This window comes from Amycolatopsis sp. NPDC005003, from assembly GCF_053600695.1.
Genome location: NZ_JBSGAI010000019.1, coordinates 90,272 through 103,512 on the forward strand (window position 1 = coordinate 90,272; position 13,241 = coordinate 103,512).

Sequence of the window (13,241 nt, forward strand, 5' to 3'; positions counted from 1 at the left end):
GTGGTCAAGAGCCTTACGGATGGCGGCCCAGCTGTTCGGCGATCGCCGCCCGCGGGTACGGCGTCTTCCGGCTCTCGGTGTGCAGCGCGAAGTAGAAGTCGTTGACGACGGCGGCCAGTGGCGCGTACCGGCGCAGCAAGGGGGCCTGGCGCGGTACCTCCCCGGCGGCGCAGGCGCGGACGAAGTCGTTGCGGGTGCGGGCATCCGGCCACGCGCGCAGGCCGCGGACGTGCCGGTTGACCAGGTGGGTCAGCACGTAGGCCCGGTCGTGGCCGTCGTGTTCGGCGAGGAACTCCGCCTCGGCGTCCGAAAGGTCGAACTCCGGGGCCACGGTCAGGCCGAAATCGGTGAGGTAGAGGCGTTCGCCGTCGGTGACGATGTTGGCGAAGTGCGCGTCGAAGTGCTGGACGCCCCGCTCGGCCAGGAATCCGGTGATGTGCCGCAGGTCGTCCTCGAGCGGCAGGTCGTCGCCCGGCCACCCGGCGAGGTCGTGGGGCAGGTGCTCGAGGAACAGCACGAGGTCGGTGGTGGCTCCGGCAAGCGCTTCCAGCCGGCGCCGCACGCCGGCGTCGCCGTGCCAGAACGCCACGTCGGCCTCGATGTCGGCGCCCGGCCGGGGCAGGCCGGGCCGGATCCGCCAGTGGTGCAGGAGCGGGAAGTTCGCGCACTCGCCGCCGAGGACCCACTCGGTCGTCATGAGGTGCGCTTCCAGTTCGCGCCAGGCGCCGCCGCCCGCGGACCCGACGCCGTAGTGCGACCACGGGGGAAGCCCGTACAGGTCGGCCGTCGAGCGGGGGTTCGCCAGTTCGATGCCGGTGAGCGGGACCCGCTTGACGAAGACGGGCTCGCCGGCCACCCGCAACAGCCAGGACGACCCGCCGATCCCGGTGCCGAGCGGGCGGGCGGCGGCCAGGAGGTCGTCGCCGGCTTCGGCCAGGGTGGCGGCGATCTTCTCGTGGCGTGCGAGCCGGCCGGTCATGCGCGCACCAGGGGCAGGTAGACCTCGTCGACGATCTCGACGAGCACGGCGTCGTCCACTGTGGTCAGTCCGTGCGTGAGGTATTCGTTGCGCAGCAGCACGAGGGCCACGGTGGCGACGCGCGGGTGCCGGGCTTCCGGCCGGGCTTCGCCCCGGGCCACCGCCCGGCCGACGAGGGTGAGCCACGCGGCGGCGCCCCCCTCGGCGGCCTGCTCGTGCAGCTGCTCCCGGAGCTCCGGTTCGTTGCCGACGCCGGTGAGGAGGCTGCGAAGAGCCCGCGCGGCTGGCGAAGTCTGGCCGCAGTTGATCGCCCGCAGGAGGGTCAGCGCGTCCTCGCGGAGGTCGCCGGTGTCGGGCGGCCTCAGGGTGTCTTCGGCGAGGTGGCGGTACGCGGCGACGCCGAGCGCGGCGCGGTTCGGCCAGCGGCGGTAGATCGCGTTCTTGTTGGTGCCGGCGCGCTGGGCCACCCGCTCCATGGTCAGGCCCGGGTATCCGGCTTCGGCGAGTTCGGCCGCCGCCGCGCGCAGGATCGCCTCTTCCAGGTCGGTGCCCCGGCGCCGGGTCTTCGGTGCGGCCATGGGCGCCAGCCTATCCCATTAGGGTACGGTACGGTCCGTACCCTAATGATGGGAGTGAACATGCGGGCCAAAGGCATCGGCTACGACACCGGCTTCGAGCGCGGCGGCCGGTTCAACCGGCCGTTCGAGCCGGACCTCGTCCGCCGCGAGCTGGCGATCATCCGCGACGACCTGCACTGCACCGCGGTGCGGCTGATCGGCACCGACCTCGACCGGATCGAGTTCGCCGCCCGCGAGGCGGCAGCACTGGGGCTGGAGGTGTGGTTCTCGCCGTTCCCGTGGGACCGTACCCCGGAGGAGATCCTGGCCCTCCTCGCCGACGGCGCCGCCCGGGCCGAACGTCTCCGCGAGGCGGGTGCCGAGATCGTGTTCGTCACCGGCGCCGAGCTGAGCCTGTTCAACGACGGCTTCCTGCCGGGCGGCAGCCTCACCGCGCGGCTGGAAAACCTGCTGGCCACCCGGGAGCTCGTGGCCGGATTGCCCGAGCGGGTCAACGCGTTCCTGGCCCGCGCGGTGGCCGAGGTCCGGGCCCGCTTCGGCGGCCGCGTCACGTATGCGGCGATTCCGCTGGAGCGCGTCGACTGGGCGCCGTTCGACATCGTCTCGGTGGACGCGCACCGCTCGAAGGAGGTCGCGCACATCTACCGCGAAGGCGTCCGGAACCTGGTCGCGGCGGGCAAACCGGTGGCGATCACGGAGTTCGGCGTGACGCCGTACCGCGGCGCGGCGGACCTGGGTGCCCGCTGCGGCGAAATCGTCGAGTACGAAGACGACGTCCCGGTCCGGCTGACCGGTGACCACGTCCGGGACGAGCAGGAGCAGGCCCGGTACCTGCGCGAACTGGTGGAGATCTTCGCCTCGGAAGGTGTCGACGCGGCTTTCGCCTGCACGTTCGTCTGTTACGGGCTGGTGCACCGGGCCGATCCCCGGACCGACCTGGACATGGCGAGCTGGGGCGTGGTGAAGGTGCTCGAGGAGGGATCGGGGGAGACGTACCCGGGTGTCCCGTGGGAGCCGAAGGCGGCGTTCGGTGCGCTGGCCGAGTGCTACGCGGTCTGATGAATTCTTGGCCAACCACCGCGACACCTGGGGTGGCGTTGACAGAAAGCGCTGTCTCTTCTAGCTTCATAGCGCAAGACATCGGATGTCCAGCCCGGTTCCCGGGCCCGTCCGCCGACCGATGTGCACCCCTGCCGAACAGCTCGTCAGGAAGGACACACCGACGATGCCAGCATTCCCCCGCCGGACGGCCCTGCGTTCGCTCGCCGTCTCCGCTCTCGCCGTCCCGCTCGTGCTGGGCACGGCCCTCCCCGCCCACGCCGCTCCACTGTGGCACCCGGACCCCGCCACCGACGGCCTGAAGGCCTTCGAAGGCATCGAAGCCGACCGCGGCAACCACCACCCCGACCGCAAGTACGTCGTCGTCGAGGGCGACCACTACCGGTTCAACATCTGGAAGGACGACCGCGACACCACCGGCGGCGGCGACCGCCAGCGCACCGAGACCAAGGGCATGGTGCAGAACGGCACCACGCTGAAGATGCACAACGGCGAGACCTGGACGCTGTCCTACGAGATGTACATCCCCGCGTCCCTGCACGGCACCAGCAAGTTCACCCACATCTTCCAAACCAAGACGCCGTCGACCAACGGCGGCCCGTGGGTGACGCTCGACCTGACCCGCAGCGGCAGCAAGGAGGTGCTCAACGCGCGCGCGTACGCCAACTCGGGTTCGCCGAGCATCGCGGCCACGGATCTGGCGCCGCTGCGGGACAAGTGGATCACCATCGAGTGGACGTTCACGCCGGGGTCGAAGGGCAAGGCGGCCTGCGTCATCCGCAACGGCACCGGGGCGGGCGCGCCGGTCGCCGCGCAGGGCAGCATGAGCAACGTCAACCTCCCCGACCAGGGCGACTACGTGCGCCCGAAGTGGGGGATCTACCGGTCGGTCAAGAGCGCCTCGTCCGACATCCTCGACACCTACCTGCTGTTCCGGAACTACACGGCGGCCCGCAAGTAGGTGCGCGCTCGCCCGGCGAGGGTGACACTGGCGGCATGAGGGTCGTCGACGGGTACCCCGGCACGCGCCGCCCGTCGACGACCCCGCCGGCCTCGCCGCCGGCTCTGCGCCGCGGTCCGCTGCTGGTCACGGCCGTTTTCGCCGCCCTCGGCGGAGCCGTGACCACGGCGGCCGCGCTGCCTGCGTTGTGGCGGGTCTGGCAGCTCTACGCGATGTTGTTCGGCGCGGTGGCCGCGGTGGAAATCGTCGCGGCCGTCGTGGTGCTCGGGTGGCCGACCCGCAAGACGGCGCACTTCGGCGCGCTCGCGGCGGCCGGGGCGCTCGCCGTGTGGGTGGTCAGCCGTCCGCTCGGGCTGCTGACGCGCTTCGATCCCTGGCAGCCGGCGGACACGGTGGCCGGCTTCACCGACTACGTGGCCGCCGCGCTGCAGGTCATCGCCCTGTTCGGCTTCCTCGTCGTGGCCCGGCGGCGGGCGCACCCGTGGCCCTCCGCGGCGCGGCGGGCGACGGCGTGGATCGTGCTGTTCCCGGTGCTCGTGGCCGTGCTCGCGACCGGCGTGGCGGGCTCCGTCGCGGCCGGCGACAGCAGCACCGGGCCCGCCGCGTCGACGTTGCTCGACGCCGGCCCGGGCACGGTCGAATACTGCCGTCCCGACGGCATTCCGCTGGCCATGGACCTCTACCGGCGGAGCTCGGGCGGCCCGCCGGCGCCGGTGGTGCTCTTCCTGCACGGCGGCGGGCTGGTCCTGGGCAACCGCAAGCCCACCGGGCCAGGGGCGCTGCTCGCCGGCTCGCGGTCCGGGCCGCTGCGGGACGAGCTGACGGCCCGCGGCTTCGCGGTCGCCGTGATCGACTTCCGGCTCGCGCCCGCGTCACCGTGGCCGGCCCCGCTCGAGGACGCCCGGTGCGCGGTGCGGTTCCTCAAGGCCAACGCGGCGGCGCTGGCCGTCGACCCGGCCCGGATCGCGGTGGCGGGCACCGGCACCGGCGGCACCCTGGCCTCGCTGCTCGGCGTCGCGCGTGGCCAGGACACCGGCCAGTACCGGGCCCAGGACAGCACGGTCCGCGCGGTGGCGGCGCTGTCGGCCCCGGCCGGCTTCGACCTCGCCGGCCTGGATCCGCTCACCCGCGCGTCGGTGCTGATGGCGCTGGGCCGCTCGCCGTCGGCGCTGCGCGCGGCGAGCCCGCTGACGTACGTGGGTCCCGGCGCACCGCCGTTCCTGCTCGGCAACGGCGGCCGGAAGTCGGCCGAGTTCGCGGCCGGCCTGCGTGCGGCCGGGGTGCCGGTGACCGAGGGGCCGGTCGCCGAGCGCGAGGTGGCGGATTTCCTCGCCGCGGCCGTGGGCTGAGGCTTGCGCTGGAGTGCGCTCCAGGTCCTAGCGTGAGGGCACACCGATCACGTCAGGAGTACGTTCCATGGAACTCGGCTTCCACCTCCCCATCTTCGACATCGACGGCGGCACCCCTGCCATCGCCGGCGAGCTCGCCCGCGTGGGCGCCGCGGCGGAGGAGGCCGGTGCGACCTGGCTGTCCTTCATGGACCACTACTTCCAGATCGAGCCGACCGGCCTGCCCGCCGAGTCGAACATGCTGGAGGGGTACACCACGCTCGGCTTCCTCGCCGCGCACACGTCCCGCATCGAACTCGGCCTGCTCGTCACCGGCGTGACCTACCGGCACCCCGGGCTGCTGGCGAAGATCGTCACCACGCTCGACGTCCTTTCGGGCGGCCGGGCCGCCCTCGGCATCGGGGCCGCGTGGTTCGAGCGCGAGCACCAGGGGATGGGCGTGCCGTTCCCGCCGGTCGCCGAGCGGTTCGAGCGGCTCGAGGAGACGCTGCGGATCTGCGCGCAGATGTGGGACCCGGCGGACAACGGCCCGTTCGAGGGCAAGCACTACCGGCTGGCCGAAACGCTGTGCTCGCCGCAGCCGATCACCCGGCCCAAGGTGCTCATCGGCGGCGCCGGAGAACGCAAGACGCTGCGGCTGGTCGCCCAGTACGGCGACGCGTGCAACCTCTTCGGCAGCTCGCCGGAGGACGTCGAACACAAGCTGGACGTGCTGCGCCGCCACTGCGACGACGTCGGCCGCGACTACGCCGCGATCCGCAAGACGATCCTGGCCAACAACCCGCGCCCGACACCGGAAACCCGCGACGACTTCGTCCGTTCGATGGCGGACTACGCGAAACTCGGCATCCAGACGGCGATCGTCACGCCGACGACGGGCTCGCCCGCCGCGTGGATCGAGGGGATGGCCCCGGCGGTGCCGCAGCTGGCGGAACTCGGTTAACCGGCCGGGAGCCGCGCGGAACGATTTCGACGTCGAACAGCGGGTTGAGTGATCTCACCCGCTGTTCGGCCTGACGGACCAGATCCGCTTGGTGCAGCGGGAAAAGCGCGTGGACCGGGCGTCGGAGGCGGGCGCGCTCGCCACGACGGCCGCCGGCCGCCATCGTAACGTCCATAGTGGACAGTAGTGTTTCCGGTGAACCACTTCGCCGTTTTGTCCGTGTGCCCTGGTGAGGTGGCGACCCGAGAGGAGGGGCTGATGCCCCACGTGCGCACGACAGGACGACACCGCAAACCGGCGACGATCGGACTCGCCGCACTGGTGGGCGTAGCAGGCGCAACGGCGGCGGCGATCGCGTTGACCAGCCCGGCGGGCAACGCGGCCACGGACAGGTGCGGTGGTCTGGACACGGCGTTGCGGAACAACCTGACGTTCATCGCGAGCCAGCGCGCGGCACCGGACGCCCAGTCGGAAGCCCGCATGGCGGGCCGCCAGGCGGTGGTCGACCAGATCGAGCAGCAACGCGCGGCCGCGGGCTGCGCCAACCAGGTCGCGGCCAACGAGGTGGCGGCCCAGTGCGCGGCGATCGCGGAGGCCGCCCAGAACGGCAAGGCCGAGGACGCGGCCGACCGGAAGAATGCGGCCGGCAAGGGAGAAGCGGCCGCCGGAAACGGCAAGGCTCAGCAGAAGGGCATGGCGGGGAACGGCGCCGCTGACGAGAACGACATGGCAGCCGGGGCCGGCGCGACCGGCAAGAAGGGTATGGCGGCGGGGAACGGCGCCGCTGAGGAGAACGGCATGGCGGCCGGAAGCGGCGCGGCCGACGAGAACGGCATGGCGACGGGGAACGGCATGGCCGGCCAGAACGGCATGGCGGCCGGGAGCGGCGCTGCTGACGAGAACGGCATGGCGGCCGGCAACGGCGCGGCCGACAAGAACGGGATGGCGGGGAAGAAGGGCGCGGCCGAGAACGGCGCGGCCGACAAGAAGGCGGCCAAGAAGGGCGCCGCTGCCCAGGATGCCGCTGCCGTCCAGGCCTGCGAGGTGGTCCAGAAGTGCCTGGCCCAGGCCACCGGCGTGGCCGACGAGAACGCCATGGCGAACCAGAACGGCAAGGCCGAGGAAAACGGCGCAGCCGACCAGAACGGCATGGCCGGCGAGAACGGCATGGCCGGTCAGCAGGGCATGGCCGACCAGAAGGGCGCGGCCGGTAAGAAGGACAAGGCCGCGGAGAACGGCATGGGCGCTGAGCAGGGCGCGGCCGAGCAGAACGGCATGGCCGCGGAGAACGGCGCCGACGGCAAGGCCGCCCAGAAGGATGCTGCGAAGCAGAACGGCATGGCGGGCGAGCAGCAGGGTGCCGGGCAGATCGTCCTCTCCGCGCAGGACTGCGCGGCCATCCTGAACTGCGTTGCCCAGGCCGATTCCGCGGCCGTCGCGCAGCAGCAGGGCATGGCGGCCGACGAGAAGCAGAAGGCCGAGAACCAGAACGCGCAGGACCAGAAGGCCGAGCAGCAGAAGGCCAAGGACCAGCAGAAGGCCAAGAACGACAAGGCCGAAAACAAGGCCGACGACAAGGCTGCCGCAAAGGAGGCCGCCGAGAAGGCCGATGCCGCCGGAGCGGCCGCGACCCAGTGTGTCGCCGCCGCGGTGGCCGCGGCCGGGAAGGCACCCGCGGGACGCTGAGCAGCACCGGACCCGGACCGGCGGCCCCACACCCCGGTCCGGGTCCGGCCCGGGGCGCGGGGCCGCATCCAAGCCCGCGGTGCAGCTGAACCGCCGCGAAGCACCCGAGCCGGCGAAATCACGCGAGCCGGCGAGTCACGCAAGCCCGCGGTGCAGCTGAACCGCCGCGAAGCACCCGACCCGGCACCTCCCACACCACGTCCGGCCCACCCGAACCGGTGACCGGCGGGAACTCCGGCCCGTCGCCGTTCGTTGACCGGGTGGAGCGCAGTACTCTGGCGCTCGGCAACCGTCCGACGACAGCACGAGGCTCGAGTGACCACCGACCCGGCGGCCGAGGACCTGCGCGAGGCGGCCGACGAGCTCGCCGTCGCCGGGCAGCTCCCGCGATTCCTCCTGATGTACAAGTTCGCCATCGAAGAGCTGATGACGAAGCTGCGGATCCTCAGCGAGGAGTTCGACTTCGTCCACCGGCACGACCCGATCGAGCACATCACGAGCCGGGTGAAGCGGCCGGAGGCCATCAGGGAAAAAGTGCGCCGCCGGGGGCTGGGCGGCGACTGGGTGGCCGCGGCCGCCGCGCTCGACGACATCGCCGGCGTCCGGGTGGTCTGCCCGTTCGTCTCCGACGTCCACGAGGTCGCCCGCATGCTCACCGCGCAGGACGACGTCGAGCTGCTGCGCACCAAGGACTACATCGCGAGCCCGAAGGCGAACGGCTACCGGAGCCTGCACCTCATCGTCCGCATCCCGGTCTTCCTGTCCGACCGGGTGGAAAAGGTCAAGGTGGAGGTGCAGCTGCGCACCATCGCCATGGACTTCTGGGCGGCGGTGGAGCACAAGCTGTCGTACAAGTACCGCGACAGCGTCCCACCCGACTTCGCCGGCGAGCTCGCCGCGGCGGCCAGGACGGCGGCCGATCTCGACAGCCGGATGGCCGCGCTGCACGAACGGATCCGTTGAGGCTCCCCGAGGGAGTCCAGCACGATGCACCGCGTGATCGGGCGGGAAGCCCGCCGGTCACGGCGCGAGCACCGCGGGCAGGTTCTCGTAGCCACGCAGGATGCGCGTCGACCGGCGCCGGCCGCCGGGCAGCACGCGCAGGCCGGGGAACCGGTCGAAGATCGAGCGCAGGCCGATCTCGCCCTCCATGCGCGCCAGCGACGCCCCCAGGCAGTGGTGGCGGCCGGCGCCGAACGACACGTGGTCGCGGGCGCCGTCCCGCCTGACGTCGAAGACGGCCGGCTCGGCGAACACCCGCGGGTCGCGGTTGGCGCCCGCCAGCACGGTGGTGACCAGCGCCCCGCCGGGCAACGGAACCCCGGCGACCTCGGTCGCGCGCGTGGCCACCCGGCCGGTCAGCAGCACCGGCGGGTCGTACCGCAGCACCTCCTCGACGGCGTTGCCCCACAGCTCCGGCCGTTCGCGCAGCACGGCGAGCTGCCCGGGATCGCCCGCGAGCAGCGCGATGCCGCTGCCGAGCAGGTTGACGGTCGTCTCGAACCCGGCCGCCAGCACCAGGCCCGCGGTGGACTTCAGCTCCGTCTCGGTGAGGCCGACACCGCCGTCGCGGGCGGCGACGAGCTTGCTGAACAGGTCGTCGCCGGGGTTGCGGCGCAGGTGGTCGAGGTGCTCGCCGAGCCAGGCGTCGAACTCGGCCAGCGCGGCTTCGACGTCGCGGAAAGTGCGCCAGCCGAGCCCGAGGTCCAGGCTGGGCGCCGCGGCGGCACCGAGGGAAAGCACTTTGCCGAGGTCGGACGGCGGCACGCCGAGGATCTCGCTGATCACCGTCACCGGCAGCAGCCCGCAGTAGGCCTCGACGAGGTCGACCGGTGCGCCGGGGTCGAGCGCGTCGAGCAGGCCGTCCGCGATCTCCTGCACCCGGCCGCGCAGCTGCTCGACCGCGCGCACGGTGAACACGCCGGTGACCAGCTTGCGGTAGCGGGTGTGCTCGGGCGGGTTGACCGCCAGCAGCGACGGCGGCTGCACCGGGTGCAGGTGCTCACCGGCCGACCACACGACCAGCCGGCCGAGCGCCGAGCCGTCGGACCCGATGAGGCCGACGCGGAAGTCCTCGCTGGACAGCACTTCCCGGACGGCGGCGTGCGTGGTGGTCAGCCAGCCGAAGCGGGTGCGCGCGAGCGGGCCGGCGTCGCGGATCTCCTCGAACAGGCCGGCCAGGTCCTGCCCTTCGGCCGCGGAGACCACCATCCGGCCCTGGAGGTCACCGCGCTTGGCCTCGCGGCGCAGCACGGTCCGGGGGAGCGCGTGGCCGAGACCCCAGCGCACCACGGGTTTCGTGCGGGCGAGGACACCTTCGAGCATGGCTTCCCCCATCGGTCGGCGAACCTAGAGTGTAGGTTGCCGCGGTGGTGTGAACCGCCCGACCGGCGCCAGCAGCACGCCCAGCGCGACGAGCTCGGTCAGCGCCATCCCGCGTTCCACCAGGCCGAGCGGGATGAGCGTCCACCAGCGGCCGTCCTCCGCCGCCGCGACCACCACCGCGCCCAGGATCACCGCGAACCAGCCCAGCGACACCACCGCCAGCACCCGCGCCAGCCGGCGCCGCCCCGGCGACGACGGGAACGCCGTGCGCGCCGCGACCAGCACCGCCAGCGGCAGCGCGACGAACGCCACCACGCTCGCGATCCGGTGCAGCGTGCCGCCGAAATCCGCGCGGGAGACCGTCGCCCAGTCCGGCTTGGGGAACGCCACGATGACCAGCAGCCCGACCGTCCACAGTGTTCCCAGGACGGCCGCGGGCACCGGGAGCCGCCGCTGGTGGCGCAGCACCGCCAGGCCGGCCGCCGAGCCGAGGGCGACCAGGACCACCGCGAGGTCGAACACCCACTTGTGGTCGGACAGGCCGTATTCGCTGATCGTGCGGCGGGTGACGCTGATTTCGTCCGTCGGCGGGATGACCTGCAGCAGCAGCACCAGGCCGGCGCCGATCACCAGGGCCGCGATGCCCGTCAGCGAGACCGCGACCGACACCCGTCGCGCAGGGAACGTGACCATGGACCGACGGTAGCCGACCGGTGGTTGAACTCCCCGTGAAAAGGCGAAGCGGGTTGAACGCTGTACGACTTACGGCGGTGTCCGCGGCCGGATTTCCTCCATTAAGGTCGCTCGGTTCCGGTACGTCCGTGCGTGCCGGGTCTCGGTCAAGGAGGTCTCGACCTGTGGGGAATTCACCAAGACGGCTGGTGATGCTGGCTTCGGCCGTCGCGCTGGCCGCAACGTTCGTCGCGTTGCCGTCCGGCACCGCGGGCGCGGCGCAGAACATCCTGCGCGCCGACAAGTCGGTGGCCCGTTCGTGCTTCGGCAAAGTGCTGCCCAAGGGCACTTCGGGCACCGATCGGCGCGAGCTGACGTCCACCGTGGACGGACTCGTCCAGGCGCGGCTCAAGCCGGTGCCGGGTGCCGAAGGCGACTGGGACGTCGCCGTGTTCGACAAGGCCACCGGCGCGGTGGTCGCCGCCTCGGCGGCGTTGCGCAGCCACGAACTCGCCGAAAGCTTCGTGAAGAAGGGGCAGGAACTCGTCGTCCAGGGCTGCCGCTACGGCGGCTCGGCCGGCCAGGTGCAGCTGGGGGTCGACTTCCTGGCGCTGACGCCGCAGGGCACGCCGACCGGCACGGCTCCGGCGAGCCAGCGCGCGGAGCTCGTCCGCGTCGAGACGCCCACGCGCGCCGACAAGAGCAAGCTGACCGCCCTCGGCCTCGACGTCACGGAGAAGGGTGACGCGACCGGGGTCGAGGTCGTCCTCGCCGGCGACGCCGACCGCAAGACGCTGAAGGACAGCGGCTTCAAGTCGAAGGTCATCGAGGCCGACCTGTCGGCCAAGTCGGTCCAGGACGCGAAGGCCGACCGCCAGTACGCCGCCACGACCGCCGCGTCCGTGCTGCCGTCCGGGCGCACCAGCTACCGGCACCTCTACGACTACAACTACGAGCTGAAGGAACTGGCCCGCAAGAACCCGGGCCTCGTCTCGGCGTTCACCATGCCCGAGCCGACCTGGGAAGGCCGGGACGTCGTCGGCGCCGAAATCGCCACGGACGTCAAGAACGTGACCGACGGCAAGCCGGTGAACTTCACCATGGGCGTGCACCACGCCCGGGAGTGGCCGGCCGGCGAGCACGTCATGGAATGGGCGTACGAGCTGGTCAACGGCTACTCGGGCGACGCCGCCATCCGGTCGCTGGTCGGCAAGACGCGCAACATCGTCGTGCCGATCATCAACCCGGACGGCTTCGAGATCTCCCGCGAGGCCGAGCCCAAGGGCGACTTCACCCGGTTCGACTACGAGATGAAGCGCAAGAACTGCAACGTCAACGACTCGCCGCCGCAGTTCGCGACCGGCGTCTGCAAGGCGAACCCGGGCGGCCGCGTGCGCGGCACCGACCCGAACCGCAACTACGGCGGCTTCTGGGGCGGCAACGGCGCCGAGATCGCCTGGAGCGGCGACACCTTCCGCGGGTCCGCGCCGTTCAGCGAGCCCGAGGTGCGGAACGTGCGCTCGATCGTGTCCTCGCGCCAGGTGACGAACCTGCTGACGATGCACAACGTCGCCGCGCTGGTGCTGCGCCCGCCGGGTGTGGCGGACGTCCGCGCGCCGCTGGAGGAGCCGCAGTACAAGGCCCTCGGTGACAAGCTGGCCTCGCGCAACGGCTACACCAGCGAGCCGAGCTGGGCGCTCTACGACACCACCGGCACCACCGAGGACTGGTCGTACTGGGCCACCGGTGGCTGGGGCTTCACCATCGAGGTCGGCGGCAACGGCTTCCACGGCCCCTACGCCGACGGCGTGGTGGCCGAGTACGCGGGCCTGGCCCCGTCGACCGGTGCCGGCAAGGGCGGCAACCGGCAGGCGTTCCTGGACATGCTGAGCAACGCGGCCGACCCGCAGCAGCACTCGACGCTGATCGGGTCGGCGCCGAAGAACTACCAGCTCAAGCTGCACAAGACGTTCCAGACGCCGACGTCGCCGGTGATCCAGCCCGACGGCTCCACCAAGCCGCCGATCTACATCACCGACGACCTGAACTCGAAGTTCACCGCCACCGGCGGGCGCTTCGCGTGGTCGATCAACCCGTCGACGCGGCCGTACGTGGCCGGCCGGTACGGGCGCGAACCGCAGGGCCCGGCGCAGCAGGGCTTCGCGGTCACCAACCCGGCGGGCGTGCCGCCGATCAACCAGAACTACCCGGTCGACCCGACCGGCGACTCGTTCACCTTCCACGTCGACGGCCTGCCGAAGGTCGACAACGGGAAGTTCAGCGTCAACATCAACTGGGCGAACACCGCGACCGACTGGGACCTCTACGTCTACGACTCGGCGGGCAACCTGGTCAGCTCGTCGGCGAGCGGCGGCACGACGTCCGAGCACGCCGTGCTGCTCGACCCGCCGGCGGGCGACTACAAGGCCGTGGTGGTCAACTACGACCAGGCGGACCCGGGCACCGTCGACGACTGGTCCGGCGATGTTTCGTTCTCGTCGCCGATCCCGCCGACGTACGGCACGAAGGAGGCCTATCAGCTGACCTGCTCGTCGCCGAGCGGCAAGCTCGTCGGCGTGGCGGACGTCTACGCCGACCGCGGCCAGACGGTCGACGTGGGCGAGGTCTGCACCCGGTCCGCGCACGCGCAGAAGCAGCGCGTCGCGGGCGGCGTCCGGTAGTAGTGCGT

11 protein-coding genes are annotated in these 13,241 nt (G+C 72.0%); 7 read left to right on the forward strand and 4 right to left on the reverse strand.

The features are described 5' to 3' along the window. Nucleotides 1–13: 13 nt before the first annotated feature. Nucleotides 14–979: a hypothetical protein gene (locus ACWED2_RS22780; protein ID WP_449692497.1), complete on the reverse strand. Its 966-nt coding sequence runs from the start codon at nt 977–979 to the stop codon at nt 14–16. Next, complete coding sequence (locus ACWED2_RS22785) at nt 976–1,557, reverse strand: TetR/AcrR family transcriptional regulator (RefSeq protein ID WP_449692498.1); 582 nt, start codon at nt 1,555–1,557, stop codon at nt 976–978. The genes ACWED2_RS22780 and ACWED2_RS22785 overlap by 4 nt, the downstream gene beginning before the upstream one ends. A 60-nt stretch (nt 1,558–1,617) precedes the next feature. Here ACWED2_RS22785 and ACWED2_RS22790 point away from each other — a divergent pair, with 60 nt between their 5' ends. The 6 genes from ACWED2_RS22790 to ACWED2_RS22815 all read left to right on the forward strand — a co-directional run bounded on the left by ACWED2_RS22790 (nt 1,618) and on the right by ACWED2_RS22815 (nt 8,518). Further along, nucleotides 1,618–2,616, forward strand: a complete 999-nt coding sequence (locus ACWED2_RS22790; RefSeq protein WP_449692499.1) for a hypothetical protein — start codon at nt 1,618–1,620, stop codon at nt 2,614–2,616. A gap of 166 nt (nt 2,617–2,782) precedes the next feature. After that, nucleotides 2,783–3,577: a hypothetical protein gene (locus ACWED2_RS22795; RefSeq protein WP_449692500.1), complete on the forward strand. Its 795-nt coding sequence runs from the start codon at nt 2,783–2,785 to the stop codon at nt 3,575–3,577. Between the two features lie 35 nt (nt 3,578–3,612). After that, complete coding sequence (locus tag ACWED2_RS22800; protein ID WP_449692501.1) at nt 3,613–4,926, forward strand: alpha/beta hydrolase fold domain-containing protein; 1,314 nt, start codon at nt 3,613–3,615, stop codon at nt 4,924–4,926. A gap of 67 nt (nt 4,927–4,993) precedes the next feature. Further along, nucleotides 4,994–5,869: an LLM class F420-dependent oxidoreductase gene (locus ACWED2_RS22805; protein ID WP_449692502.1), complete on the forward strand. Its 876-nt coding sequence runs from the start codon at nt 4,994–4,996 to the stop codon at nt 5,867–5,869. A gap of 258 nt (nt 5,870–6,127) precedes the next feature. Then, nucleotides 6,128–7,555, forward strand: a complete 1,428-nt coding sequence (locus ACWED2_RS22810; protein ID WP_449692503.1) for a hypothetical protein — start codon at nt 6,128–6,130, stop codon at nt 7,553–7,555. Nucleotides 7,556–7,870: 315 nt separating this feature from the next. Continuing rightward, on the forward strand, nt 7,871–8,518 hold the full coding sequence (locus ACWED2_RS22815; protein WP_449692504.1) for a GTP pyrophosphokinase: 648 nt from the start codon (nt 7,871–7,873) through the stop codon (nt 8,516–8,518). A gap of 57 nt (nt 8,519–8,575) precedes the next feature. Here the strand turns inward: ACWED2_RS22815 and ACWED2_RS22820 are convergent, their stop codons facing one another. Beyond that, nucleotides 8,576–9,880, reverse strand: a complete 1,305-nt coding sequence (locus tag ACWED2_RS22820) for a cytochrome P450 (RefSeq protein WP_449692566.1) — start codon at nt 9,878–9,880, stop codon at nt 8,576–8,578. Nucleotides 9,881–9,904: 24 nt separating this feature from the next. Further along, nucleotides 9,905–10,573: a DUF998 domain-containing protein gene (locus ACWED2_RS22825; RefSeq protein WP_449692505.1), complete on the reverse strand. Its 669-nt coding sequence runs from the start codon at nt 10,571–10,573 to the stop codon at nt 9,905–9,907. Nucleotides 10,574–10,764: 191 nt separating this feature from the next. On the opposite strand from ACWED2_RS22825, the gene ACWED2_RS22830 reads away from it, so the two are divergent. Further along, a complete protein-coding gene (locus ACWED2_RS22830) occupies nt 10,765–13,233 on the forward strand; it encodes a M14 family zinc carboxypeptidase (protein ID WP_449692567.1) in 2,469 nt (822 codons plus the stop codon). Nucleotides 13,234–13,241 lie beyond the last annotated feature (8 nt).